The organism is Burkholderia contaminans (assembly GCF_029633825.1).
GTDB lineage: Bacteria > Pseudomonadota > Gammaproteobacteria > Burkholderiales > Burkholderiaceae > Burkholderia > Burkholderia contaminans.
In genome coordinates, this window is sequence record NZ_CP090641.1 from 2,054,875 (window position 1) to 2,079,663 (window position 24,789).

Annotated in this window: 26 protein-coding genes and 4 pseudogenes; 14 read left to right on the forward strand and 16 right to left on the reverse strand. The window is 66.4% G+C overall.

Going from position 1 to position 24,789, the window contains the following annotated elements:
- The first annotated feature begins 163 nt into the window (after nt 1–163).
- Nucleotides 164–1,039 carry a LysR substrate-binding domain-containing protein gene (locus LXE91_RS26820; protein ID WP_039369853.1) on the forward strand — a complete coding sequence of 292 codons (876 nt, stop codon included), beginning with the start codon at nt 164–166 and terminating at the stop codon, nt 1,037–1,039.
- Between the two features lie 167 nt (nt 1,040–1,206).
- On the opposite strand, the gene LXE91_RS26825 is transcribed toward LXE91_RS26820, so the two are convergent.
- The 3 genes from LXE91_RS26825 to LXE91_RS26835 all read right to left on the reverse strand — a co-directional run bounded on the left by LXE91_RS26825 (nt 1,207) and on the right by LXE91_RS26835 (nt 3,110).
- Nucleotides 1,207–1,560 (reverse strand): hypothetical protein, encoded by a 354-nt coding sequence (locus LXE91_RS26825; protein WP_039369856.1) that lies wholly within the window; start codon nt 1,558–1,560, stop codon nt 1,207–1,209.
- Nucleotides 1,557–2,315: a hypothetical protein gene (locus LXE91_RS26830; RefSeq protein ID WP_039369859.1), complete on the reverse strand. Its 759-nt coding sequence runs from the start codon at nt 2,313–2,315 to the stop codon at nt 1,557–1,559. The genes LXE91_RS26825 and LXE91_RS26830 overlap by 4 nt, the downstream gene beginning before the upstream one ends.
- Before the next feature lie 75 nt (nt 2,316–2,390).
- A complete protein-coding gene (locus tag LXE91_RS26835; protein WP_039369862.1) occupies nt 2,391–3,110 on the reverse strand; it encodes a hypothetical protein in 720 nt (239 codons plus the stop codon).
- A gap of 225 nt (nt 3,111–3,335) precedes the next feature.
- On the opposite strand from LXE91_RS26835, the gene LXE91_RS26840 reads away from it, so the two are divergent.
- Both LXE91_RS26840 and LXE91_RS26845 read left to right on the forward strand, forming a co-directional pair.
- Nucleotides 3,336–3,593, forward strand: a complete 258-nt coding sequence (locus tag LXE91_RS26840) for a type II toxin-antitoxin system ParD family antitoxin (protein WP_039369865.1) — start codon at nt 3,336–3,338, stop codon at nt 3,591–3,593.
- Nucleotides 3,590–3,889: a type II toxin-antitoxin system RelE/ParE family toxin gene (locus LXE91_RS26845; protein WP_039369917.1), complete on the forward strand. Its 300-nt coding sequence runs from the start codon at nt 3,590–3,592 to the stop codon at nt 3,887–3,889. The genes LXE91_RS26840 and LXE91_RS26845 overlap by 4 nt, the downstream gene beginning before the upstream one ends.
- Nucleotides 3,890–4,058: 169 nt before the next feature.
- Here LXE91_RS26845 and LXE91_RS26850 read toward each other — a convergent pair whose 3' ends face one another.
- The 4 genes from LXE91_RS26850 to fae form a co-directional block, all read right to left on the reverse strand.
- Nucleotides 4,059–5,393 (reverse strand): MFS transporter, encoded by a 1,335-nt coding sequence (locus tag LXE91_RS26850; RefSeq protein ID WP_223274268.1) that lies wholly within the window; start codon nt 5,391–5,393, stop codon nt 4,059–4,061.
- A 123-nt stretch (nt 5,394–5,516) separates the two neighbouring features.
- The gene (locus LXE91_RS26855) at nt 5,517–6,968 is read right to left on the reverse strand and encodes an NAD-dependent succinate-semialdehyde dehydrogenase (RefSeq protein ID WP_039369870.1); all 1,452 of its coding nucleotides are present in this window, start codon (nt 6,966–6,968) and stop codon (nt 5,517–5,519) included.
- Nucleotides 6,969–7,021: 53 nt separating this feature from the next.
- Nucleotides 7,022–8,044 (reverse strand): aldo/keto reductase, encoded by a 1,023-nt coding sequence (locus LXE91_RS26860; RefSeq protein ID WP_039369873.1) that lies wholly within the window; start codon nt 8,042–8,044, stop codon nt 7,022–7,024.
- Nucleotides 8,045–8,092: 48 nt separating this feature from the next.
- The gene (gene fae, locus LXE91_RS26865) at nt 8,093–8,617 is read right to left on the reverse strand and encodes a formaldehyde-activating enzyme (RefSeq protein WP_039369876.1); all 525 of its coding nucleotides are present in this window, start codon (nt 8,615–8,617) and stop codon (nt 8,093–8,095) included.
- A 325-nt stretch (nt 8,618–8,942) separates the two neighbouring features.
- Between fae and LXE91_RS26870 the strand changes: the two genes are divergently transcribed.
- The 3 genes from LXE91_RS26870 (at nt 8,943) to LXE91_RS26880 (ending at nt 11,147) form a co-directional block, all read left to right on the forward strand.
- Nucleotides 8,943–9,863, forward strand: a complete 921-nt coding sequence (locus LXE91_RS26870) for a LysR family transcriptional regulator (RefSeq protein ID WP_039369879.1) — start codon at nt 8,943–8,945, stop codon at nt 9,861–9,863.
- Between the two features lie 231 nt (nt 9,864–10,094).
- Nucleotides 10,095–10,445 (forward strand): hypothetical protein, encoded by a 351-nt coding sequence (locus tag LXE91_RS26875; RefSeq protein WP_039369881.1) that lies wholly within the window; start codon nt 10,095–10,097, stop codon nt 10,443–10,445.
- 141 nt (nt 10,446–10,586) lie between these two features.
- Entirely contained in the window at nt 10,587–11,147 is a 561-nt protein-coding gene (locus LXE91_RS26880; protein ID WP_039369883.1) for a hypothetical protein, read from the forward strand.
- Here the strand turns inward: LXE91_RS26880 and LXE91_RS26885 are convergent, their stop codons facing one another.
- Nucleotides 11,148–12,023: a LysR family transcriptional regulator gene (locus LXE91_RS26885; protein WP_034181902.1), complete on the reverse strand. Its 876-nt coding sequence runs from the start codon at nt 12,021–12,023 to the stop codon at nt 11,148–11,150.
- Nucleotides 12,024–12,184: 161 nt separating this feature from the next.
- On the opposite strand from LXE91_RS26885, the gene LXE91_RS26890 reads away from it, so the two are divergent.
- The 3 genes from LXE91_RS26890 to LXE91_RS26900 all read left to right on the forward strand — a co-directional run bounded on the left by LXE91_RS26890 (nt 12,185) and on the right by LXE91_RS26900 (nt 14,444).
- On the forward strand, nt 12,185–13,504 hold the full coding sequence (locus LXE91_RS26890; protein WP_039369888.1) for a DUF3422 family protein: 1,320 nt from the start codon (nt 12,185–12,187) through the stop codon (nt 13,502–13,504).
- Nucleotides 13,505–13,538: 34 nt separating this feature from the next.
- The gene (locus LXE91_RS26895) at nt 13,539–13,742 is read left to right on the forward strand and encodes a hypothetical protein (RefSeq protein WP_039369922.1); all 204 of its coding nucleotides are present in this window, start codon (nt 13,539–13,541) and stop codon (nt 13,740–13,742) included.
- Between the two features lie 267 nt (nt 13,743–14,009).
- The gene (locus LXE91_RS26900; protein ID WP_039369890.1) at nt 14,010–14,444 is read left to right on the forward strand and encodes a GNAT family N-acetyltransferase; all 435 of its coding nucleotides are present in this window, start codon (nt 14,010–14,012) and stop codon (nt 14,442–14,444) included.
- 146 nt (nt 14,445–14,590) lie between these two features.
- On the opposite strand, the gene LXE91_RS26905 is transcribed toward LXE91_RS26900, so the two are convergent.
- From LXE91_RS26905 to LXE91_RS26915, 3 genes are all read right to left on the reverse strand, one after another.
- Nucleotides 14,591–15,874 (reverse strand): cystathionine gamma-synthase family protein, encoded by a 1,284-nt coding sequence (locus LXE91_RS26905; RefSeq protein WP_039369893.1) that lies wholly within the window; start codon nt 15,872–15,874, stop codon nt 14,591–14,593.
- A gap of 146 nt (nt 15,875–16,020) precedes the next feature.
- Nucleotides 16,021–16,914: a LysR family transcriptional regulator gene (locus LXE91_RS26910; protein ID WP_046196719.1), complete on the reverse strand. Its 894-nt coding sequence runs from the start codon at nt 16,912–16,914 to the stop codon at nt 16,021–16,023.
- A 16-nt stretch (nt 16,915–16,930) separates the two neighbouring features.
- A complete protein-coding gene (locus LXE91_RS26915; RefSeq protein WP_256093562.1) occupies nt 16,931–17,053 on the reverse strand; it encodes a hypothetical protein in 123 nt (40 codons plus the stop codon).
- On the opposite strand from LXE91_RS26915, the gene tam reads away from it, so the two are divergent.
- Entirely contained in the window at nt 17,052–17,837 is a 786-nt protein-coding gene (gene tam / locus LXE91_RS26920; protein ID WP_039353938.1) for a trans-aconitate 2-methyltransferase, read from the forward strand. The two genes, LXE91_RS26915 and tam, sit on opposite strands and share 2 nt — an antisense overlap.
- 51 nt (nt 17,838–17,888) lie before the next feature.
- On the opposite strand, the gene LXE91_RS26925 is transcribed toward tam, so the two are convergent.
- Nucleotides 17,889–18,479, reverse strand: a complete 591-nt coding sequence (locus LXE91_RS26925; RefSeq protein WP_039353940.1) for a GNAT family N-acetyltransferase — start codon at nt 18,477–18,479, stop codon at nt 17,889–17,891.
- A gap of 258 nt (nt 18,480–18,737) precedes the next feature.
- Between LXE91_RS26925 and LXE91_RS43765 the strand changes: the two are divergent.
- Nucleotides 18,738–18,992: pseudogene (locus LXE91_RS43765) on the forward strand (porin); the annotation flags it as partial.
- A 50-nt stretch (nt 18,993–19,042) separates the two neighbouring features.
- Here LXE91_RS43765 and LXE91_RS26935 read toward each other — a convergent pair.
- The 4 genes and pseudogenes from LXE91_RS26935 to LXE91_RS43770 all read right to left on the reverse strand — a co-directional run.
- Nucleotides 19,043–21,493, reverse strand: a complete 2,451-nt coding sequence (locus LXE91_RS26935; RefSeq protein ID WP_039353946.1) for a phosphocholine-specific phospholipase C — start codon at nt 21,491–21,493, stop codon at nt 19,043–19,045.
- A 44-nt stretch (nt 21,494–21,537) separates the two neighbouring features.
- Entirely contained in the window at nt 21,538–21,675 is a 138-nt protein-coding gene (locus LXE91_RS26940; RefSeq protein WP_223274263.1) for a hypothetical protein, read from the reverse strand.
- A gap of 169 nt (nt 21,676–21,844) precedes the next feature.
- Nucleotides 21,845–21,958 (reverse strand): annotated as a pseudogene (locus LXE91_RS26945) (HAD-IB family hydrolase); the annotation flags it as partial.
- Nucleotides 21,959–22,032: 74 nt separating this feature from the next.
- Nucleotides 22,033–22,167, reverse strand: a pseudogene (locus LXE91_RS43770) (IS200/IS605 family transposase); the annotation flags it as partial.
- A 74-nt stretch (nt 22,168–22,241) separates the two neighbouring features.
- Between LXE91_RS43770 and LXE91_RS26950 the strand changes: the two are divergent.
- The 3 genes and pseudogenes from LXE91_RS26950 to LXE91_RS26960 all read left to right on the forward strand — a co-directional run bounded on the left by LXE91_RS26950 (nt 22,242) and on the right by LXE91_RS26960 (nt 24,750).
- Nucleotides 22,242–23,443, forward strand: a pseudogene (locus tag LXE91_RS26950) (RNA-guided endonuclease InsQ/TnpB family protein).
- A gap of 386 nt (nt 23,444–23,829) precedes the next feature.
- The gene (locus LXE91_RS26955) at nt 23,830–24,321 is read left to right on the forward strand and encodes a molybdopterin-dependent oxidoreductase (RefSeq protein WP_039353952.1); all 492 of its coding nucleotides are present in this window, start codon (nt 23,830–23,832) and stop codon (nt 24,319–24,321) included.
- A gap of 105 nt (nt 24,322–24,426) precedes the next feature.
- The gene (locus LXE91_RS26960) at nt 24,427–24,750 is read left to right on the forward strand and encodes a winged helix-turn-helix domain-containing protein (RefSeq protein ID WP_034188511.1); all 324 of its coding nucleotides are present in this window, start codon (nt 24,427–24,429) and stop codon (nt 24,748–24,750) included.
- Nucleotides 24,751–24,789 lie beyond the last annotated feature (39 nt).

Here is a 24,789-nt window from a genome sequence, read left to right on the forward strand (position 1 = left end):
TGGCCGCGGGCGCGGGGCGATGAATGGCGGCGACGGAGGGTGCCGGGGATTGACGGTCAGGCGGCTGGCACGCCTGGTCGCGACAAGGCTGCCCGCAGGAGGGCCGGTGGTGCCGGCGGCAACACGAACGATACGACCGAGACGAACGAAGGGGACACACATCATGCGACGCCTGCCATCGTTGATCGCACTGCGATTTTTCGAGGAGACCGCGCGTCACCTGAGCTTCAACCGCGCGGCGGTTTCGCTGTGCGTGACGCAGGGGGCGGTGAGCCGGCAGATCCGGCTGCTCGAGGAAGCGCTCGGCGCGCGGCTGTTCGAGCGCGATCACAAGGGCGTGCGCCTGACCGATGCCGGCGAGCGGTTGCTGCCGTTCATCGGGCAGGCGTTCGACACGATCGAACGGGGCGTCGGCGAAATCGCCGCCACGCGGCCGGGTGCGAAGCGGCGGCTGACGGTGTCGCTGCCGCCGACGTTCGCGACGCAGTGGTTTTCGCCGCGGCTCGGCATGCTCGCGGAGGCGCTGCCCGACGTCGAGCTGTCGATCCGCACGGAGCCGGATGACGATTGTCATTGCCACATCCGCTTCGGGCGCGCGGCGCGCGCCGGGATGCAGTCGGAGCTGCTGATGATGGAGCGGCACGCGCTCGTCGGTGCGCCGCGTTATCGCGGCGATGCGCTGGATGTGCTGCTCGGCCGGTTGCCGTCGCTGCATGTGCTGCACGAAGGCAAGCGCCTGACGCTGTGGGCCGATTGGTGCCAGCAGGCGGGCGTGCCGCCGGCGCGGATCGGCGACGGTATCGAGTTTTCGACGCTCGAACAGGCGATCCGCGCGGCGCGCAAGGGCGCGGGGCTCGCGGTGGTCGATCTCAACATGATCGAGGAGGAGATCGGCGAGGGCAGCCTCGTGCGGCTGTCGCCGGTGCAGCCGATCGGGCCGTTCGGGTATTGGCTCGATGTCGAGCCGGAGAGCGTGGCGGTCGAGCCGGTGGTCGCGTTTGCTGCGTGGTTGCGGGAGCAGGCGGGGAGGAGGGGGTAGGGGGCTGCTCGTGGGACGCGGCTGATCGGGATGCTGGAAAAATCGGATCAGTCCGCGTCTGTCGGGTCGTGCTTCGGCCTTTTGTTTGTGTCAACGATCGTTACGCGTTGAAGACTGGATTGATCGTCGTAGAGCCGGACCTCACGGTTGTTTTCCATTGCCCCGAGTTACACGTCCGGATCCTGTCCGAAGTGCATGAGTGTTTCCCGGCGACAACGGGCTTCGGCATCGGCCATCGAGATGATCTGCAAAGTGCTCTTCGAGTGATCGATCGGCCCCACGTCGAAGACTTTTCTTTGCGGCGGTAATACCGGTTTGCCAGCTGGTCGCGCGTTGTATTCGACGGCAGATGTCGGCGCTGCCTGCGCTTGACCGTGTTGGTGTACGCTCGCGACGAGCTCGCCAATGAGCAGCCGGATTTCCTCGAGACGAATGGGGCGATTCTCGTTCGTCACGCGGCTGCGCCTGGCTATTTGCTTCGCGAATCGGAAGCCCGTGATCGCATGGTGTTTTTGGGTCATTCGTAAATTCCTTTTTCGATCAAGTATTGCTGCAGCGTCAGCACTGAACGGGCATGCGGGGCAACCTCGAATGTCATCCAGCGATGCGATCCGGCGACGCGCCAGAAGTCCCGCCCGAATCGCGTTGCGTAGAGTGCGCGTAGCGACCGAAGCGACCAGTCGGCTAATCCGACCGGATATCCGGGGAAATACTCGAACAGCGCGGCCTCGTCACCTTGTCGATTCGGAATGGGCGCATCGAAGCCGAACCTGGGCCATGCGTAGTATCCGGAGAGCCTCGGCCCGCCGGGTTCAGGCGCGGCTTTGCGCCCACCTATCGCGAACGCACTGATCCGGGCAATCTTCAACCTATCGCATGCTCTGACGATCCGCCATAGCATCGCTGCACCCAGTCCGGCGACGGCGTCATCGACAAGATCGATGGATCCCAGTTCGAGTACGCGCGTGTCCCGGGTTTTGAGCACGGAGACGCGGTTCTCCGATCGGATCAATGTCGGGTGCGTGACGCTGAATGTCAGCCTGTCTGCGCTGTCGAGATAGGCTTGAATGTCCGATCCGGCCGGCGCGCCGCACAACGAAACGAGCAGTTCGTCGGGGACGCTGCCGCTCACCCCGAGCAACGCGGCGATATCGAGGTCGTTGCGATCGACCTCGAGCCGATCGTCGAAGTACGTCGTCTCGTACGGCAGGACATGACCGAGATCGACAGGTTGAGCGGGCATGGCTTCCGGCGATGAGTGGAAAGCCTCCAGCATATCGGCGCGAATCCGGCGGGCAGAGTCCGCCAAACGGCCAATCACGAGACGGCGCGACCGCCCGTCCCGCCCGCCCTACGACCAGTCGAACGTCAGCAGCGCCACGCGGCTGGCAGGTTCGTAAAACAGGAGAATCGAGTCCGCGCCCATCGCGCGGTATTCCCAGCCGGTGACGCGGGCGACGAAGCGAAAGCGCGCACCGTCGGGGCCGATCGGCCGGATGTCGGCGGGATTGCTGTCGTCGACCGGAAAATCCGACGTGCCCGACCAGTTGCCCCAACCGACCGATCCACCGAGCTGGTCGATCAGGTTGCACGGTTTTTCCTGGGTGAAATCGCGTTCGTCCGGCGCGTACTGGTTGGACGAGTAGAGCACGCCGTATTCGGCGAACCGCTTGCGCGCGGTTTCGATGCTGGCCTGTTGCTCGGCGTAGTGCGCCTCCAGCTCCGCGCGATAGCCCGCGTCATGCGCGCCGGGCGGGTTCTCCAGATAGAAGTAGCGCGGGTCGCCGAGCAGCGTGTAGCGGTTGTTCTCGTCGAGCCGGAACCCGATCCAGTTCGCGCGCAGATAGTCGTTGTGATACCCGGCCGTGTCCTGCCCGACGAGCCCGTCGTACGGTTCGACGGGGCTGAGCAGGTGGATCCAGCCCTCCCACGACGGATTGACCGTCGACAGGTCGATCGACACCAGCGGATGCAGGTGGCGCGCGAGTGCGGCGTTGGACTCGGCAAAGACGTCGGCGTCTGGCGGGTAGACCTTCAGGCCGGGTTGTGGCGTGACGATGTCTTCAATCATGATCGCTGCTCGCACGGTGAGGGTCCGGCAAGGCTACACGAATGCGCACGAAAACCGGATGAATGTCCGGCGCCAGAGCAGCCTGCCTGACGCGCGTCCGGTTCCGTCCGTCCGATCAGCACGTCGAAAGTATTTGCGCCGATCTTTTGGAGACCATCTTCTTGATAACAGTTGATAGCTGCGATACGCTCGACGGATCGAATTCAATCCGGTCGGGAGGTCGACATGATCAGTGCGGAACTGGGCCAGCAGCTGGAGGCTTACGTCGCGAAGCTGGTCGAATCGGGGCGCTACGGATCCAAGAGCGAAGTGCTTCGCGAAGGCGTGCGCCTGATCCAGGATCGCGAGGCACAGCTGAACGCGCTGGACGCTGTGATCGCGCGCAGCCTGTCCGAAGCGGAAGCCGGACGCGGCGCCGACGCGGCGGAAGTCTTCGATCGTCTCGAGGCGAAATATCGGGCCCAGGCGGATCGTCAGGCCTGACCGTGCGCCTGTCCGATTTTGCGATTACCGAACTCGAAGCGATCGCCGATTACATTGCACGCGACAACCCGCAACGTGCCGTGACGTTCGTGCGGGAGATTCGCGATATATGCCTGAGTCTTGCCGCGATGCCGCTGGCGTTTCCGCTCGTGCCGCGCTTCGAGCGTCACGGCGTGCGGCACCGCGTGTACGGCAACTACCAGATCTTCTATCGGGTCGTCGGCGATCCGCCGGCTCGGATCGACATTCTTCACGTCCTGCATGGCGCGCGGGATTACGCTTCGATCCTGTTCTGAGCGAACGTGCGCATCGCATCGCGTCCGGAATGAACGAACCCGGCCGTGGCCGGGTTCGTTCGAATCGAGCGCAGCATCGCAGCATCGCCACAGCGCATCAGCGGCGTGTCGATACGAAAGCCTTGATCGAGCGCGATGAAACGGGCGGCCACACAACCCGCCGCCCGCATCAATGCCCCGACGCCTCCTCCAGCGTCAGATGCTTCGTCTCCGGCGCCCACGCGATCGACACGATCATCCCCACCAGCAGCACGCCCGCGAGCGCGAACATCGTCGCGTGAAAGCCGAGCGTCGCGATGCCGACCGGCAGCAGGAACGTGCCGATCGCCGAACCGAGCCGGCTGCACGCGATCGCGAGCCCCACGCCGCTCGCGCGCACTTCGGTCGGGAAGCACTCGGGCGGGAACACGCCCACGAGGTTGCTGAACGCCGACATCGTCAGCGTGAAGATCGCGAACGCGACGATCATCGCGATGGCCGCCGACGACGGCAGCACCGCCAGCGCGACGAGCGACGCGCACGTCACCGCGAACGAGCCGATCAGGAAGCCGCGCCGCGACAGCCGGATCGTCAGCCAGATGCCGATCAGCGCGCCGAGCACCAGGAAGCCGTTCAGCAGCAGGTCCGCGCCGAAACCTTCGGCGAGGCCGATCGTCTTCAGGATCGTCGGCAGGAACGTATAGATCGCGAAATACGGAATCACCAGGCACACGAAGAACGCGCAGTTGAACATCGTGCGGCGGATCAGGTCACGCTGGAACAGCCGCGCGAAGCCGCCATGCGCATGCGGCTCGGTCGAACCGTCGAGCATCACGTGCGGCCCGAAATGCTTCGCGACGATCGCACGTGCCTCCTTCTCCCGGCCCTTGCCGAGCAGCCAGCGCGGCGATTCGGGCGTGCCGATCCGCAGCACCAGCACGATCAGCGCGGGCAACGCGGCTGACGCGAGCAGCCAGCGCCAGGCATCGGGCGAGGCGTCGCTGTACGCAAGACCGAGCACGTTCGCGGCGACATAGCCGATCGTCCAGATCACGCTGAACGAGCCGAGCAGCGCGCCGCGATGCTTGCGCGGCGAGAATTCGGCGAGGATCGCATGGCCGACCGTGAAGTCGCCGCCCATCCCGAAGCCGATCAGCACGCGCAGCACGCACAGTTCGAGCGGCGACGTGACGAAGAACTGCGCGAATGCGGCCGCCGTGATGATCACGAAGCTCGTCAGGAAGATCTTCTGCCGGCCCATCCGGTCGGACAGCCAGCCGAACACGAGGCTGCCGAAGAAGATGCCGATCAGCGCGGAGCTGCCGATCATCCCCATCCAGAACGCATCGATCGGCATCTGCCTGCCGAGCGCGGCGAGTGCGTAGCCGATCGTGCCGAGCGTGTAGCCCTCGGTGAAATGCGCGCCGAACGTCAGGCCGGCGATCTTCACGTGGAAGCGGTTGAGCGGCACGTCGTCGAGCGCGACGGGGCGGTGCGGCGCATCGGCGCCACGCGACAGCGGCAACGCGCGTGCGGTGCCGGATTGAACGTTGGCTTGAGTCAAGCTGCCTCCTGGATTGTTATCGGGCGCGCAACGGCGCGCGCAGGCGGCGCGCGGCGCGGGTCGACCGCGGGGAGCGGCCGGGGGTCAGCGGCCGAGGCCGGCCATCAGCGTGTACTTGAGTTCCACGTATTCGTCGAGGCCGTACTTCGAGCCTTCGCGGCCGAGCCCCGATTGCTTGACGCCGCCGAACGGCGCGACTTCGGTCGAGATGATCCCGTCGTTGACGCCGACCATGCCGCTCTCCAGCGCACCCGACACGCGCCACGCACGGCCGAGGTCGCGCGTGTAGAAGTATGCGGACAGCCCGAACGGCGTGTCGTTGGCCGCGGCCACGGCCTCTTCCTCGGTCGCGAAGCGGAAGCAGCCGGCCACGGGGCCGAAGGTTTCCTCTTCGGCGATCAGCATGTCGGCCGTCATGCCGGTCAGCACGGTCGGCTCGTAGAACGTGCCGCCGAGCGCGTGACGCTTGCCGCCGGTGAGCGCGTGCGCGCCCTTCGCGGTGGCGTCGGCCACGTGCCGCTCGACCTTGCCGAGCGCCGCCTCGTTGATCAGCGGGCCCTGGTCGACTTCACCCGCGAGCGCGTTGCCGACGCGCAGCTTGCGCACGGCATCCGCAAGCTTGCGCGTGAACGCGTCGTACACGCCGTCCTGCACGAGGAATCGGTTCACGCACACACAGGTCTGCCCCGTGTTGCGGAACTTCGACGCGATCGCGCCTTCGACCGCCGCATCGAGATCGGCATCGTCGAACACGATGAACGGCGCGTTGCCGCCGAGTTCGAGCGACAGCTTCTTCAGCGTGTCGGCCGACTGCTTCGCGAGCAGCTTGCCGACGCGCGTCGAGCCCGTGAACGACAGCTTGCGCACGACGGACGAACTCGTCAGCGTTTCGCCGATCGCGACCGCGTCGCCCGACACCACGTTGAACACACCGGCCGGCACACCCGCGCGCTCGGCGAGCACAGCGAGCGCGAACGCCGACAGCGGCGTTTCCTCGGACGGCTTCAGCACCATCGTGCAGCCGGCCGCGAGCGCGGGGCCGGCCTTGCGCGTGATCATCGCCAGCGGGAAATTCCACGGCGTGATCGCCGCGACGACGCCGACCGGCTCGCGCGTGACGACGATCTGCGAGTTCGGCTTCGGGCTCGGGATCACGTCGCCGTACATGCGCTTCGCTTCTTCCGCGAACCATTCGAGAAAGCTCGCCGCGTACGCGACTTCGCCACGCGCTTCCGCGAGCGGCTTGCCTTGCTCGCGCGTCAGCAGCTCGGCGAGCGCGTCGCGGTTTTCGAGCATCAGTTCGCCCCAGCGCTTCACGCGGGCGCCGCGCTCCTTTGCGGTCAGTGCGCGCCACGCCGGAAACGCGTGTGCGGCCGCATCGATTGCGCGCTGCGTGTCGTCGGCGCCGCCTTTCGCGACCTTCGCGATCGTCTCGCCGGTCGCCGGGTTCAGCACCGGATAGGTCGCATCGCTCGCGCCATGCGATTCATGCCATTCACCGCCGATGAAATGGCCGGTCCTCAGAAATTCATTCATTGTGTGTCGTTCCTTCAGTGCCTCGGAGCTTCGTGCTTCAGTGCTTCAGTGCGTCAGTCCGTCGCGAAACTGCCCTGCGCCGGACGCGACTCGCGCGCGATGCGCTTGCCGGCCGTGTAGTCGTTGATCAGGTCGCACGGCGTGTAGTTGCGTTCCAGCTCGTGCAGCTCTTCGTCGGTGAGCTGCGTTTCGAGCGCGCCGAGCGCGCTGTCGAACTGCGCGACGGAATCCGCGCCGACCAGCATGCTCGCGATGCCGGGGCGGCTCAGCACCCACGCCTGCGCGATCTGCGCGGGCGGCACGCCGCGGCGCTTCGCGACCTTCGCGACCGATGCGGCGATCGCGAGCGATGACGCATCGCCGTACATCTGCGCGGTGAAGAAGTCGGTCTGGTTGCGCGTCGATTGCGGCTCGCAGGTGAGCAGGCCGCGCGCGAGCGGGCTGAACACCGACACGCCGACGCCCTGGTCGATGCAGTACGGCACCATCTCGCGCTCTTCCTCGCGATACGCGAGGTTCAGCTGCAGCTGCATGTTGATCGGCTTGTCCCAACCGTTTCGTTCGCAGGCCTGCATGATCTTCGCGAACTGCCACGTGTACATCGTCGACACGCCGATATAGCGTGCCTTGCCCGCCCGCACGATGTCGTGCAGCGTGCTCATCGTTTCCTCGACGGGCGTGTTCACGTCGAAGAAATGCAGCATGAAGATGTCGACGTAATCCATCCCGAGCCGCTTCAGCGACCCGTCGATGCCGTCGAGCACGTGCTTGCGCGAATGGCCGCCCGCGTTCGGATAGCTGCCCATGTCGTAGCCGACCTTGGTCGTCACGACGAGCTCCTCGCGGCGCGCGTTGCGCTTCAGGATGCGGCCGACCACTTCCTCGCCGACGCCCGTCGAATAGAAATCCGCGAGATCGATGAAGTTGACGCCGGCGTCGAGCGCACGGCGCACGATCGGCTCGCTCTGCGCTTCGTCGAAGATCCAGGGCTTCCATTCGGGGGTGCCCATGTTCATCGTGCCGAGACACAGGCGGGACACCTTCAGGCCGGACTGGCCGAGGCGGACGTATTCCATGTTTCCTCCAGATGCGGCCGTCCGTCGCGCGTCGGCCGCTTGTCGTCGTCAGTTTTTCTTCGGGGTGTAGAACGGGTTCGACACGTCGCGCGCGGCGGCGAATACCGCGTCGCGATGCGGCAGCCCTTCCATCGCGGCGACGATCGCGCTGCGGCACGCGCGATAGTTGTTCTCGAACACGGCGTCGAGATCGTCGGTCTGCGGGTTCACCCAGTTCGCCGACACGACGACCCAGTCGTTCTCCGCTTCGGGCGGCAGCGTGCCGTTCTCGAGCGCTTCGGCCACGGCCTTCGCGATGCCGGCCTGCGATGCGCCCCACGTGGCGTTGCCGTGGAAATCGCTGGCGATCTGCGCCTTGTTCACGTACAGCGTGAGCGGCTTGGTCGGCACGCCCGGCTGCGCGATCACGACGAACGGCGCGTGGCCGGCCGACGGCGTCGCGAGTGCGGTGGCGAACGCCTGGCCCGCCGGGCCGTTGCGCGGTCCGACCAGCACGTTGATGTGCGCGAGGTTGACGCCGGGGCCTTCGAAGCCTTCGCCGATGTAGAGCTGCCTGGGTTGGGATGCGGTCATTGCGGTGTCTCGTCGATGAGTGGGGTGTGGGGCGATTGTGGTGGGCCGTGATGCGGCCGGTGAATCGATGATTTCTGATCGGGCTATGAGTTTTCGTCGTCTCCGGGAAAGCCCTGAATCCGGCACGCGAATGCCCGCCGGGCGGGCCTCGGCCGTTGTCGCGACGGCGGGCGGGGCGGGATCGGCAGGGGGGCGTGCGCGTACCGGCTCCGGGTTTGTCATACCCGGGCAGGGGTTGGAGGGCCGAGCGCATCCGGACAACAATCGGCGTACTCCGAGCCCTATCTTTCGTCTTCCCTCTTTTTTTCGAAAGCGAGTAATTTCGATGGCTGCCATTCAAAAGCCCGATTGGTCGAAGCTCAGTTCGCTCGATCCGGAACTGATCCGGGCATTCGTCGCCGTGGTCGAGAGCGGCGGCTTCACCGCGGCGGCCCGGCAACTGCATCGCACGCAATCGACGATCAGCCTGCGCATCCGCACGCTCGAGGAGCGGCTCGACACGCACCTGTTCATGCGCAACAGCCGGCGGCTCGAGCTGTCGCGCGACGGCGAGAATTTCCTGATCCATGCGCGCCGGATCATCCAGGTGCAGAACGACGCGATCCTCGCGCTGAAGCAGGCGAGCAGCGACCGCGGCGTCGTGCGCTTCGGGCTGCCCGAGGACTATGCGGAGCTGTGGCTGCCCGACCTGCTGAAGTCGTTCTATGCGATGCGGCCGGGCGCACGCCTGCACGTGCATTGCCGGATGTCGCTCGAGCTGCTCGAACGGCTGCAGGCCGGCGAGCTCGACGTGGCGCTCGTCGTGCGGCACGGGCCCGGCGCGGGCGGGCGGGTGCTCGGCCGGCACGACGTCGTGTGGGCCGCGCACCGCGATTTCGCGCTCGACCGCCATGCGTCGGTGCCGCTCGCGCTGTTCCCGGAAACGTGCTGCTACCGGCAGCGCGGGCTGCAGGCGCTCGCGACGGCCGACCGGTCGTTTCATGTCGTCTACACGAGCCAGAGCCCGACCGGCATCAAGATCGCGGTGAACCACGGCGCGGCCGTGACGATGATCGATCGCTGCACGCTGCCCGAGAACTGGCGCGTGCTCGACGAGTCGGACGGCTTTCCGTCGCTGCCGGCGGCCGACCTCGAACTGCATCGCTCGCCGGGCATCTGCGATCCGCTGACCGACGATCTGGTGTCGCTGATCGAATCGATGGTCGACGAGCGGCGGCGCGCGTCGCTCGAGGCGTTCGCCGCGTAACGGGAACAACGCACAGGCGAGCGCGGCGCTGGTGAGAGCGACGCGAGCCGCGGCGCGCGATCACCGTGCGCGGACGGCGGCGCACCGCCGGCCGCCGGTCGCCGCACTGTGAAGTGATGTGTCCCCCCATGCCGTTTTTTGCATCGGCGGTCCGTTTTTTTGCACGACGTTTATGTCGTCTCTTCTAAGCTGGGGACGTGTCGAACAGCCGAGACGGCTTCCGTCCGCTCCATGACCTTCATTCGTCCCGTTCCCGCCTTCCATGTCGCCGGCCGCCCGGTGCGCGCCGGCGCACGCAACAACGTCATTCCCTTCCCGCCGCCGTGCCCGCGCCTGCAGTTGCCCGTCACGCTGACGGCCGACTCCGGCGAACACGCGCACGCCCGGCTCGCCGCGCTGCTGCATTCCCCGCTCGGCGTGTACGTCGTCAGCGCGCGCGCCGTGCGCGACGTGGTTCACGTGCACTTCGACATCGCGCCGGAAGACCTGGATTTCACGCTGCACATGCTGATCGCGCAGCAGGCCGACGCGGTGATCGGGCCGGTTGCGCGCCGCTTGCGCATCGGGCCGAAGGCGCGGTGAAGCGAGGAACGGTTGTTGCTCGCTCCTGGAGGACTTGTCCGATCCGTCGCCCGATTGCCGGCTGCCGTGCTGTCCGTCGCGAGACGGCGGACAGGCGTGCGGCACCGCGTGCGCGGCGCCGATCCTGAATATGGAGGGGTCATGGACCTCATGGAAGCAGTACCTGTCGCGCGGCCGGAAAGCCGCCGCGCGCGGACGGTGTCGCTGCCGTCGGGCCAGCAGCTCGCGCGTCAGCTCGTGACGACGGTGCGCGTGGCCGAAGTGCTGCTGCATCAGGCGATCGTCGTGCCCGCCCGGCATCAGTGGTCGGTCGACACCGAACGGGTCGACGCGGCCGGCGGGCCGCTCGCGGCGTGGGAAACCTGCGTGACCTGGCGAATCGGCAAGGTGTTCGCGTCGACGGTCACCCCGGCCGCGCGTGTCAACGATCGCGACCAGGTGGCGGTCGAGATCCGGCTCTATTTGCCCGAACAGGACTACGTGGCGGGGCGGCACGTGAACACCTTCGGCCTGCGCCACGGCAATGCCTTCTGCGCGACGTTGTCGGTCGCGTCGGGCGCGCAGTGGAGCTGGCAACGCAAGGAACACGTCGCGCCGGAACACCGGCATGTGCGCGGCGACACGCTCGAGGCGCTCGTCGATACGGTGGCCGCGAACGTCAACGCGGCGCTCGGCGCGGCCGGGTTCGGCCCGAAGCGCTGATCACGCGTCGCCGGTCTGCCCGGTCTGCCGCTGCAGGTCTTCCATCAGCTGCTCCGCGAGAAAGTCGCACGGCGGCCGCTTCGATTTCGTGCTGCGCGCGAGGATCAGTTCGAGCGGCGGCAGGTCGGGCAGCCCGTGCGAGCGGCCGAGCATCGACAACTGCGCGGGAATCGCGCAGCGCGCGAGCGGCGCGACGGCCAGGCCGGCTTCGACCATGCTGAGCAGCCCGAGCAGGCTCGGGCTCTCATAGGAGGTGCGGTACGGCACCTTGGCGCGCTCCAGGCTGCGGATCGCGTTCTCGCGCGCGACGCTGCCCGGCATGAACACCGCGATCGGCAGCGGCCGTTCCTCCCACACGCGCGGCCCGTTCGTCATCGCGGCCCACGCCATCGGCTCGTGGCGGATGAAGTCGCCGGTGAGCCCCTTGATGCGCGTGCCGCACACGAGATCGACGGTGCCGTCCTTGATCAGCGGCGCGAGCGCGCTGCTGGGCAGTCCCATCACCTGGATCTCGACCTTCGGGTAGGTCGCCGAGAATTTCTTCAGGACCGACGGCAGCAGCGACGACGCGTAGTCGTCCGGCACGCCGATCACGACCTTGCCGGTCACCTCCGGCCGCACGACGGCCGCCCATGCCTCGTCGCGCAGCGCCAGCATTCGTCTGGCGAATCCCAGCAGCACTTCGCCTTCGCGCGTCAGCACGATGCTGCGCGGCTTGCGCACGAACAGCGGCCGGCCGATCGCGTCTTCCAGGCTCTTGATCTGCATGCTCACGGCCGACTGCGAGCGGTTCACGGCCTCGGCGGCGCGGGTCATGTTGCCGGTTTCCGCGACGGCGACGACGGTGGCCAGCACGTCGTGATCGAGCATCTTCATGGGTATCAAGAAAACTGAACGTAACGATCAGCATTATGCGTTTTTATTGTTGCTGTGTGTCTGCCATAGTGCGATCACGCTGACGTTTCACCCGAGGGTGGCGCGGCGTTCGGGCCGGCCGAGCCGGCGTGCAGCACTGAACAGGAAAGCGTGGTGTCTCGATGATGGACCATCCGTTGCGCGCCGCACTGGCCGCGGAATTGCATGCGCGGCCGTTCCTGCGGCTCGCCGAAGCCGTATCGCTCACGCATTACGCGATCTACGCGGACGGCCAGCCCGACATCCACGAAACGCTGCTGCACACGCTGTGCCGCGAGACCGGCATCGCCGCGCCGCACGAAGGCGCGACGCACTATGCGGTGCAGTCGCCGAGCGGCTGGCACCTGAAGTGGGAACGCCACACCGAATTCTCGACCTTCACGTTCGTCGCGCCGCGTCGCGACACCGGCTATTTTGACGATCTCGCGATCGAAGGCATTCCGGCCGCGTGGTTCGCGCGGCTCGCCGGCATCCGCTTCGTCGCGGTGCGCATGGAGCTGCTGAGCGGCGACGCCGCGCGGCTCGTGTGCGCCGACCTGCGCCGCTGGATCGACGGGCCTGCGCTCGTCGGCAGCAACGTGCTCGGCGGCGGCAAGGTGTTCTGCGACTGGCACGTGCGCGACGACGGCTTCATGCGCTTTCTGGTGGTCGACGAGGATTTCCGCGAGGAGCAGGGCGGCCGGCTGCTGCAGCGCCTGTACGAAATCGAAACGTACCGGATGATGGCGCTGCTCGCGCTGCCCGTCGCGCGCCGGATGAGCCGCGAGCTCGACGAGATCCACGCGGCGCTGCACGCATTGATGCAGCGGATGGACGCGAGCGGCGCGGACGGCGACGATACGGCGCTGCTCGTCAAGCTCACGCATCTCGCGGTGCGGGTCGAATCGCTGTCGGGATCGGGCGCGCGTTTCAGCGCGTCGCGAGCGTACGAAAAGCTCGTGCTGGCCCGCATCCACGAGCTGCGTGAGGAGCGCATCGAAGGCATGCCGACGATCGCCGAATTCATGGAGCGCCGTTTCGCGCCGGCGATGGAAACCTGCCGCAGCGTATGGGCGCGCCACGAGCAGATCGCCGCGCGGATCGCGCGGGCGGTCGACCTGCTGCGCACGCGCGTGAACCTTGCCCAGGAAAAGGACGTGACGCGCCTGCTGGCGGGCATGGAGCGTACCGCACGCAATCAGCTTCACTTGCAGCACGCCGTTGAAGGGCTGTCGGTGGCGGCCATTTCGTACTACGTGCTGTCGCTCGCGACGGCGGCGTTCAAGGCGCTGCACGTGATGAACCTGCCGGTCGATCCGGAGCTGGCGGAAGGCCTGCTGATCGCGCCGGTCGTGTTCGCGGTGATTCACATCACGCGGCGCACGCGCGCGCAGCTGGCGCGATCGGAGGCCGCGCACGACGGCACGCCGGTGCCTGCGGCGGCATTGAAGCAGGTCGGTTAGAACATCGAAAACACAATCAATGAAAGGAATGGAGATGACTTTTTCGCACAAGCAAGCGGCGTTCTTCAGCGGTTTCGATGCCGCGTTCGATGAGCCGACACTGGATGAGCCGGGTGCGTCGGACGAGCCGCGCGTGACGTCGTATCAGGCCGTGCTGCAGGAGCCGATGACGTCGCTCGTCGGGAATACGATCGATCGGCCGGACGTCGCGGCGGTGGCGATTCTCGGGTACAACTGACGCACGGTTGCTTGCGGTTTCGACGTCACGCGGCTGTTCAGGTTGGCTGACGGGCTGCACGTCTGCGTGCAGCGGCTTCGTGTTGCGCCGGGCGCTGCCCGAATTGAGCCGGGCGATTTCCCGCGCGTCGCACGCGCACGTCCGTTTCGAATCGACCTTGCTGCCGGGTGCGCGGCCGGCGCCCTGCGTCGCGACACGCTATAGTCGTGCGACACCCGCGGTGCGTGCTGCGCACCCGGCGGCCCGTCCACGCACGCATTCGCTCCGATGACAGCCCATTCTGACGTGACGCTTCGACTGACCGACACCGAGCAGCCGGCCGCACACGACTTCATCAGCCGCAAGCTCGGCGAATTCAATCACGCGATGACGGGGCGCGCCGACGCGGCCACGCTCGACGTCTACGTGACCGATGCTGCGACCGGCGAGATCCTGGGCGGCCTCACGGGGCGCACGTCGCTCGGCCTCTTCTTCATCGATCTGTTCTACCTGCCTGAATCGCTGCGCGGCGGCGGCTTCGGCAGCCGGCTGCTGCGCGAGGCCGAAGCCGAAGCGAAACGACGCGGCTGCGCGCGTGCGGTGCTCTACACGATCTCGTTCCAGGCGCCGGATTTCTACCGGAAGCAGGGCTACGAAGCGTTCGGCGAAGTGCCGTGCGAGCCGGACGGCGCGTCGCGCGTGTTCATGGTGAAGGTGCTTTGAACCGGTTCTTGCGGCTCGCGTCGCGTGGCAAACAAGCTGGCGTAGCGCGAATGCCTGCAGCCGGCGCGGGCGGCGCCGCTGAGTCCCCGCACCGCGCCCGCCGGCTTCACCCCGTGCGAACCGCCACGGGGCGCATGTCGCCCGCGTCAGCAATGCTCCAGCGCGTACGACAGGTCGGCGATCAGGTCGTCCGGATGCTCGAGCCCGACCGACACGCGAATCAACCCTTCCGATACCCCCGCCGCCGCACGCGCATCGGCCGGCACGCCCGAATGCGTGGTCGACGCCGGATGGCAGATCAGCGACTCCGTGCCGCCTAGACTGACCGCCGACTTGAAGAGCGTCAGGTGGTTGATGAACCTGAACGCCTGCTCGCGGCCGCCGTCGAGAATGAACGCGAACGTCGAGCCGGGCCCGGTGCATTGGCGCTGATAGACGGCCTGGTAAGCCGGATCGTCGATGAGCTCGGGATGCAGCACGCGCACCGGCCGGTGCGGATTGTCGGCGAGCCAGCGAGCGACGGCGCTGCCGCTGCGCGCGGCCTGCTGCATGCGCAGCACGAGCGTTTCCATCGAGCGCGTGATCATCCACGACGAATGCGGGTCGAGCTGCGAGCCGAGCGTGCTGCGGACCGAGCGGATCTTCGTGATCAGCGCGCGATCGCCGGTGACGCCGCCGGCGACGAGGTCGCTATGCCCGCCGATGTATTTCGTCAGCGAGTACACGCTCAGGTCGATGCCCTGCCGCGACGGCTTCTGGTACAGCGGCCCGAGCAGCGTGTTGTCGCAGACCGACAGCGGGCGATAGCCGTGGCGTGCCTCGAACGCGTCGATCTCGCTGCGCAGCCCTTCGAGGTCGAACAGCGCGTTGGTCGGGTTGGCCGGCGTCTCGATGTAGCACATCCGCACGTTGCCCTTTTGCGCGGCCGCTTCGAGCGCGGCGCGGATCGCATGGGTGGACAGCCCGTCGGCGATCACTTCGGAGCGAATGCCCCACTCGGGCAGGAACTTCGAGATCAGCGTTTCGGTGCCACCGTAAAGCGGCACCGACTGGACGACGCAGTCGCCCGGCCGCAGGAAGGTCAGCAGGATCGCGGCGATGGCCGACATGCCGCTCGACGTCACGACGGCCGCTTCGGAATCGTCGAGCAGCGCGAGGCGATCCTCGACGATCTCCAGGTTCGGGTGATTGAACCGGCTGTAGACGAGGCCCGCGCCTTCGCCTTCGGGTGAAGGCTTGCGTCCGGCCACGACGTCGAAGAATTCGGCGCCGTCCTCGGCCGTGCGGAACGCGAACGTCGATGTGAGGAACACCGGCGGCTTCACCGATCCTTCCGACAGGAACGGATCGTAGCCGTACGACATCATCTGGGTTTCGGGATGGAGTTCCCGGTCTGCAATCTTGCGCTTGTGGTAGTTGCGATAGGCCATGCGGTGCTCCGTGCAGGGGTGGTGAGGAACGGCCGTTGCAGTGGTGGCATGACGCGCGCGGTGCCGGGTAGGCACCGGCCGTCGCGACCGCGTGTGGCGATACTACCGCGAAGGCGCTGCTTCGTGACGCACCCCTGACACTATCGTCAGGGTGTTGCCTGTTCGACGATCATGTCGTACAACGCACGGGCGGCCGGCGACAATTGCGCGCTCCTGCGCGTGACGAGCACGAGCGTGCGCGACACCGCCGGCTCGACGAGCTCGATCGTGCGGATCATCGGATACGCGTTCTTCTGGATCGCGAGCTTCGGCACCACGGCCGCGCCGAGCCCTTCCGCGACGAGCCCGAGCGCCGTCGAGCTGCGCTGGACCTCGTAGAACGAATGCAGCGATACGCCGCTCGTCTTCAGCGCGCCGTCGAGCAGCCCGCGATTGCCGCTCACTTCGCCGGCGAAGATCAGCGGGTGCGGCTGCAGTGCGGCCCAGCGAATGCGCCGCCGCCGCTTCGCGAGCGGATGATCGTCGCGGCACACCAGCACGTACGGATCGCTCGTCAGCGGCACGTTGACCAGTTCGGGATGCTGATCGCCGGCGATGCCGATGCCGAACTCGGCTTCGCGATGCAGCACGGCCTGCAGGACGGACGCCGACGCATGATCGAGGATCTTCACGCGATCGTGCGGCCGGTGCGCGGAGAACGCGCGCAGGATGCGGGGCAGGTATTGCACGCCGACCGTCGGCACGCACGCAATCGTGACGTCGCCACGCTGGCTCAGGCCGGTTTCGCGAATTTCGGTGAGCGCATCGGACAGCTCGTTCAGCAGCCGGCGCGCTTGCGGCAGGAAACGCCGGCCGATTTCGGTGAGTGTGGTGCGGCGCGTGGTGCGCTCGACGAGCGCGACGCCGAGGAAGGTTTCGAGCTTGCGCAGCCGCTGCGTGATGGCCGTCTGCGTGACGTGCAGCGTGTCGGCTGCCTGCCGGAAGCTGCCGCCGTCGGCGATTGCGACGAAGGCCTGGACACCGAGCGTATCGATTTTCATTAGATATATGAATCAATCACGATATTAAATTCATTTTACTGAACTCCGTGACGATCGCAGAATGCGGTGCATCGACGGCCACCGGCATCCCACGCGCATGGAAGGCCACGCCGTCCACGCCGACCAGGAGAAACGACATGACGACCCCACTCGATCGATACGCTGCGCAGTACGTGCAATTCGAGGACGAACGCACGCGGCCGATCCGCGACCTGCTGGCCGCCGTGCCGAACACGCCGATCCATACCGCGATCGACATCGGCTGCGGGCCCGGCAATTCGACCGAGGCGCTGATCGCACGTGCGCCGCACGCAACGGTCCACGGGATCGATGCGTCGGCGGACATGATCGACGCCGCGCGCAAGCGCCTGCCGGACGTGCGATTCGATGTCGTCGATATTTCGACATGGGACGATCCGGGCGGCTACGACCTGATTCTCGCGAATGCGGTGCTGCAATGGGTGCCCGCCCACGACACGCTGTTTCCGGCACTTGTCGGCCGGCTCGCGCCGGGCGGCCATCTCGCGGTGCAGATGCCCGACAACCTCGACGAACCCGCGCACCGGCTGATGCGCGAAGTCGCCGCGGCCGGGCCGTGGGCGGACAAGCTGAAGGGTGCTGCGCGTACCGAGCGGTTCGATGCGCGCTACTACCACGCGCTGCTGTCGCCGTTGTGCTCGCGGGTGGACGTGTGGCGCACGACTTACTACCACCCGCTGCGCGGCGGTGCCGACGCGGTCGTCGAGTGGTTCAAGGGCAGCGCGCTGCGACCGTTCCTCGCGGCGCTCGACGATGGCGAGCGCGCGGCGTTTCTCGCGCAGTATCGCGATGCGGTCGCCGGCCCGGGCGGCTATCCGGCGCTCGCTGACGGCACCGTGCTGCTGCCGTTCCCGCGCCTGTTCATCGTCGCGACGCGGGCGTAAAGCGGCAATGATTCGGCCATGATTCGGCCATGACGCGCGGGCAGCCGCGCGTCAGCGCGCCGGCCGCACCGACTCCGGGTCGACCGTACGGATGCGTGCGGTCTGCCCGTCACGCAGGTCCTTGTACCAGAACAGCGCCACTTCGCCGTCGTTCTCGTCGTCCGCGTACAGCAGGCGATCGTGTCCGCCCAGCACGAAGCCCGAGCGGGCATACGTGCTGCACGCGGCGATGTTGTTCGACTGCGTTTCCAGCCGCATGAAGCCGAACCCGTGGCTGCGCGCCCACGATTCGGCCGTCGCCAGCAGCAACTGCCCGATCCCTTGCCGCCGATACTGGCGGTCGACGGCCAGCTCCGCGATCTCCGCCATCCCGTTCCAGCTCTGGCCGATGGCCACGAACCCGGCGAGCCGGCCGCCGGCCGTCGCATGAAAGAGCGCCGTCTTGCCGGTCGCCTCGTCCGCCCAGCCGGCCGGATCGAAGCCGTAGTTCTTGCGGCGTGCAGGCAGCGCGCGCAGATCGAGCAAGTCCTGATACGGCGCATTCAATTCCCAGGCGATGTCGAACGAGAAGTCGCATCGGTCCAGTTCGTCGGCGGGCAGCCCGCTCGTCTGTTCGATGCTGATGTGCTCGGCTCGGTCCATGTGTCGGTGTCCTGTCTTCTGCGGGATGCGTGGTGGTGTCCGTGATGCGATCGCCGGCGCCATGATATGCGCCGCATCGAGTGTGTTCCTGCTTCGATTTTTTGCACCTGCACAATTCGCCGCGCGCGAGACAGGCACAGACAGGTTGCGTCCGTGGCGGTGGAGCGCGCTCAGGCGATGAACCGGACAGTCGCGCAAACGTGTGCGGAGTCCAGGCGCCGGCTGAGGCGCTCGTTCGATCGCCTGATTATGCTGGATTTCGGCGTTGGCCTGGTGAGCGCATCGAGTGCCGCATACACGAACATGCGGTTCCCGAACGGTGGGCCGCCCGCATTCGGCGTGAGTCTCGCGAACATCGGCAGGCAAGGGGTGCGCGACCTCGAGAGGGTCGGCGTTGGCGCGCGGGATGCGATCGCGGCGGCTCTCGTGTGGGCGAACTGGACGCGCACGAAGTTCGTGCCACTGTCGAGCGAAACATCGAAAGCATTCGGGCGCAACGGGGGACGTCGCGCCCGAGTGCGCGTCGGCCCCGTGCGGGCGGCCGACGCGGTCCGGCCACGCCGTCAGATCGTGATCGTGACGGGGCCCGCGAGCGGCGTGTAGCCGTCGTCGAACAGGTACCACGCATCGTACTGCCCCGAGCCCAGCGTGCTGTTGGCCGTGGACGAGAACAGCAACGAACCCGTGCTCTTCGGCAGGTACGCCCACGACTTGTAGCTGCCCTTGGTCGGCTGCGCACCACGCGCAAAGATACCCACCCAGTTCTTCGGGCTGTGGCTCCACGGCGGCGCGACGTAGTCGAACCGCAACGTGCCGAACGTCGAGCCCTGCGACGCGAGCGACGCGACGAACTTCTTGCTGGTATTGCCGATCGCCGAATCCGTGAGCAGCGTGCCGGATTGCGTCTGCACGCAACCGGCCACCCGACGCAGGAAGTTCGGATCGTTCGCGTCGCGGATGCTGGCGTCATACCAGCCGCCGTCGCCGTACCACGTGACCGCTTGCGTCGCGCCGGCGGCGACGGTGAACGACTGCCTCGTGTTCATCCCGTAGGCGTTGTCGGTGAGCTGAAACGTGGTCGCGCTGGCGCCCGCCGAGTTGTCGAGCGTGATCTGCACGTTGCCGTTCGCGACGTCGTAGCACAGGCTGATTTCGGCGGTCGAACCCGTGTTGCCCGACGAACCGATGCTGCCGCGGAACGTCTGCAGGAAACCATTCGGTCCGTAGATCGAATAGTCGTAGCCGCCGCCGCTGGTTAGCGCGAGCGAGTCCGACAGGTTCGCGCACTGGTTCGTGCCGGCCGCGATCGTGTAGTGCCGGGGGATCGTGCTCGTGCCGTCGACCCAGGCCTGCAGGTGCACGCCCGCGGTGCCGGTATTGGTCATCGTCAGCGCGAGCGCGCGGCCGGCGCGGTTGACCTTGCCTTGCACGAAGAACTCGTAGGGCAGGCGGCACGCGGTGCTGCGGCCGGCCGCCTGGGCCGGCACCGCGGTGGTGGTCGGGTAGGGGATCAGGACGGCCGGGCCGTTCGGGTTCATGTTGCTCGCGGGCGGCTGGATCGCGGGAACCGCCTGGTCGGCGTTCGAGAAATCGAAGGCCGACGTCAGGTCGCCGCACACCGTGCGCCGCCACGGCGTGATGTTGGTTTCCTGCAGCCCGAAGCGCGCCTCCAGAAAGCGGATCACCGAGGTGTGATCGAACACCTGCGAATTGACCTTGCCGCCCTTCGACCACGGCGAGATCACGAACATCGGCACGCGCGGGCCGAGCCCGATCGGCACGTCGCCGCTGGCCGAGCCGTCCGATGCGGCGCCGCTGCCGGAGACGAATTCGGCGGCCGTCGAGACCGTCGACTGCCCGGTGCCGGCAGCGGAGCTGGCGGGGACGGCCGGCGGCACGTGATCGAACAGCCCGTCGTTCTCGTCGTACATGACGAGCAGCACCGTGCTGGCCCAAACCGCCGGATTCGACGTCAGCGCATTGAGGACGTTGCTCACGTACCATTCGCCGCCGCTCGCGGCCCACGACGGATGCTCGCTGTACGCGTACGGTGCGGCGATCCACGATACCTGCGGCAGCGTGCCGTTGGCGACGTCGGCCCGCAGCTGGCTGAAGAGGTTCGTGTCGTATTCCTTGCCGCCGCCTGACGGGTCGATCTGCGTGCCGTTGAGCGCCGGCGCGAGCGGATCGCTGGCGCCGAGGTTCTGGTACTGCCTGAAGTTCAGGATGACGTTGTCGCCGTAATTGCCGTTCCACCAGAGATCGCTTTTGGAGCCGTTGTATTCGCCGTAGCCATGGCCGGCATCGAGGCCGTTGCCCTTGTCCTGGTAGAACTTCCACGTGACGCCGGCCGTGTTCAGGCGCTCCGGCATCGTGGTCCAGCCGGTGCCCGTCATCGTATTGGTGGTGTATGGCGAATAGCCGGTGACGTTGCCGCAGCACCCGGTCCACAGATACAGGCGGTTCGGGTCCGTCGGGCCGAGCATCGAGCAGTGGTACGCATCGCACACCGTGAACGCGCTCGCCAGCGCGTAGTAGAACGGAATGTCGTTCTGCGTGAAGTAGTACATCGTGCCGCTGGTCTTCGCGGCGGTCCAGTTGTCATAGCGGCCGTTGTTCCAGGCGCTGTGCGTGGTGCCCCAGTCGTGAGGGAGGTCGCCGTAGTAGGTGTCGCCGTTCGCCGTGCCGAAAGGCGGGGACGGGTTGAACGGGAACACGTAGGACAGCATCCAGGGCTGCCGCCACACCGGATACCCGCTCGAAATCACGGCCGGCCGCGGATCGCCGAAGCCGCGCGCACCGCCCAGCATGCCGAGGTAGTGGTCGAACGAGCGGTTTTCCTGCATCAGGATCACGACGTGCTTCACGTCCTGGATCGTGCCGGTCACGGTGGCTGCCGGAATGGCCTGCGCACGCGCGATGCTGTCGGGCAGCATGCCCGTGATCGCGGTGGCGCCGGCGAGCTTCAGCGCGTCGGCGATGAATTGACGTCGTGTCGTGGGTTTGTTTTGCATGATCGCTCTCTGTCGTGGATTGCTGGCCCGCGGGCCGGCGTCGGTCAGTGGCACGCGCTCGCGCAGTGCAGGACGGGTGTGGACGCCGAGCCTGGTGCGGCTGCGCGCGCGGCCGCCATGCTGGCCGCGGTGCCGGAGTCACCGTCGCCGCAAGCGGCCAGCGTGCACAGGAGTGCGATCATGAAAACGCCGCGCCAGTGCGGGAAGCGGCTTTCCGACCGATACGAGTTGACGATATGCTTTCGATCCGATTCGAGTCGGATTCCTGAATGATCGAGACTGTTGCTGCGTGCTCCGTATTTCATTACCCCTCCAGACATGAAAAATGGACAGCAGAGAATATCGCCCGAATCAGAACAACTTCATGACAGGCCAGCCGCGCGTGCCTGCCACGTGCAACAGCTTCGCGTCGGGATTGGTGGCGACCGGATGCGTGACGTAGTCCAGCAGCGGCACGTCGTTGATCTGTATGCGCGTCAAACATCGTACTTCAAGGCGATGAAGGATAGCGCGGACGCCGTAGGCGTCCTTTCGGGCGGCTAGTGGGGCGTTTTCTGTTGGTCGATGTCGATGTGTTTGCGAACGATTTCGACCGGCGCTCCGCCACAACTTCCGGCAATGTAAGACAGAGACTCCAGCGCGCCGCCCTACAACTTTTTACGAATGCTCGAGTAGCACTTGAGAGACGTAATTGCGACCGCGTCGAATGGCTTGACTCGCTCTTGTGGGCCAGACATACAATCGTCCGATGCGACGACTCCAGGCCTTTAAGTTCGAACTGATGCCGAACGGCGAGCAGCAGCGCGATATGCGCCGCTTCGCCGGATCGTGCCGGTTCGTCTACAACAAGGCACTGGCGTTGCAGAAGGAGAACTACGAGGCGGGCGGCAAGTTCATTGGCTACGTAGTAATGGCCAAGCATCTGACGGAGTGGCGTAACGGAGGCGAAACGCCATGGCTCAAGGATGCCCCCGTTCACCCGTTGCAACACGCCCTCAAGGACATGGAGCGGGCCTACAAGAACTTCTTCGCCAAGCGAACGGCGTTTCCGAAGTTCAAGAAGCGCGGCCAGCGCGACAGTTTTCGCTACCCGGATCCCAAGCAATTCAAGCTCGACCAGCCCAATGGGCGCATTTTCCTGCCCAAGCTGGGCTGGATGCGGCTGAGGCTGTCGCGTCCCGTGCCGGGCGAACTGCGCAACGCAACGGTCAGCTTCAACGCGGGCAAGTGGTGTGTCTCGATCCAGACCGAGCGCGAGGTCGAGCAGCCGGTGCCCCATGCCACCAGCGTGATCGGCATCGATGTGGGTATCGCCCGCTTCGCCACGATGAGCGACGGCACGTTTGTCGCACCGCTCAACAGTTTCAGGAAACACGAGGCTCGTCTGCGCCGATGCCAACGTGCGATGAGCCGCAAGGTCAAGTTCAGCAATAACTGGAAAAAAGCCAAGGCCAGCGTCCAGCGCATCCATGCGTGCATCGGAAATGCTCGCCGCGACTACCTGCACAAGGCCACGACCACGATCAGCAAAAACCACGCGATGGTGTGTATCGAGGACTTGCAGGTTCGGAACATGTCCAGGTCGGCGGCAGGCAGCACCGATGCGCCTGGCAAAAATGTTCGGGCCAAGTCCGGTCTGAACAAGGCGATCCTCGACCAAGGGTGGTTCGAGTTCAGGCGGCAGTTGGAATACAAGCTGGCCTGGAATGGCGGCTGGCTCGTGGCGGTTCCGCCGCGAATACAAGCCGGACGTGTCCGGCTTGTGGATACGTGAGTGCGGATAACCGGACCACGCAGGAAAAATTCGCCTGTGTCGAATGCAGTTACGAGGAGAACGCCGATGTCGTCGGTGCTCTGAACATTCTGGCGCGGGGACACCGCGTTGCAGCCTGTGGAGAGACGGTGCAGTCGGGCCGCTCCGTGAAGCAGGAACCCGCCGAGGCGATCTGAGATAAGCATCATCATTTCAGACGCGGTAGGAATCCCCCGTGTGTCTTCAGGCGGGGGAGGATGTCAACGAATCGCTGTAGAAGTAGGTGCGATCGAAATCGGACGACGCGGAGCCGAGTGATTCCAGCCACTCGGTGGTGCGCACGATCTTCCCTTCGCGGAAGCTCGGCACGCCCGTACTGCGCCTGGTAAATGCATCACCCAGCGTGCCGTCAGCGGTATCGCGCTCGATGCCGAGCAGGTGCTCTATGCCGAATTCCGCCTCGATCGGCCGCCGTTATGCCGCCCATGCGGCGCACCTTCTGTCGGCCGGCTTTTTAGCGGCGTAATATATCCGCCGATACAACGCAGGCCCGCTCACCGGCGGGCCGTCATGGAGGCGGGCGATGGAGATGGCAGGGACGGCGGCGCCTTCGGCGCATCAGGCGGCGGCAGGCTCGATCGCGCTGACGGGCGCATTCGAGCGGCCGATGACGGTGACGCTCGACGACCTGCGCCGGCACGCGAGCGCGACGGCTGAGCCGTTCGACCTGCGCTGCTTCACGACGAACCGCTTCATCCGTTCAGTCGCGCCGTATCGCGGCGCGCGGCTGAAAGACCTGCTCGACGCGGCCGGGCTGCGCAACGACGCGCCGGGCGACTTCAAGCGCATGGTGTTCATCGCGCATGCGCACGACGGCTACGCGGTCACATTTTCGTGGCATGAACTGTTCAACACGCCCGTCGGCGAACACGTGATCGTCGCGTTCGAATGCGGCGATGCGCCGCTGTCGATCGACGACGGCGCGCCGCTGTTGTTTTCGGGCGCCGACCTCTTGCCCGCACCGCGCCACGTGAAGCGGCTGGCCGGCATCGTCGCGCGCGTGCTCGAGGTCTGAGCCGTCGCGCGCCGCACCGGCCGTCGTGTATGCTTGCCCGCATCGTTCAAAGGGCGGGACAACATGAAGAAACCGGCACACCCCAAGCCTGAGGTGCGGTTCAGGATGCGTATCCAGCAAGCCGACACGATCGCGCTCGGGCCGGGCAAGGTCGCGCTGCTCGAAGCCGTGCGCGAGCACGGTTCGATTTCGGCGGCGGCGCGCAGCCTGAAGATGTCGTACCGGCGTGCGTGGTTGCTGATGGACGAGCTGAACCGCTCGCTGAAATCGCCGGCGACGGTGTCCGAACATGGCGGGCAGAGCGGCGGCGGCAGCGTGCTTACGCCGGTCGGCGAGGAGATCATCCGCCTCTATCGCGGGATCGAGGCGCGCGCTTACGCGGCGTGTGCCGACGACATCGCCGCGCTCACGAAAATGGTCCGGCGTTAAGGGCGTGCTGAACGTGTGTGTTCCCGCAGAGCCTCCGCA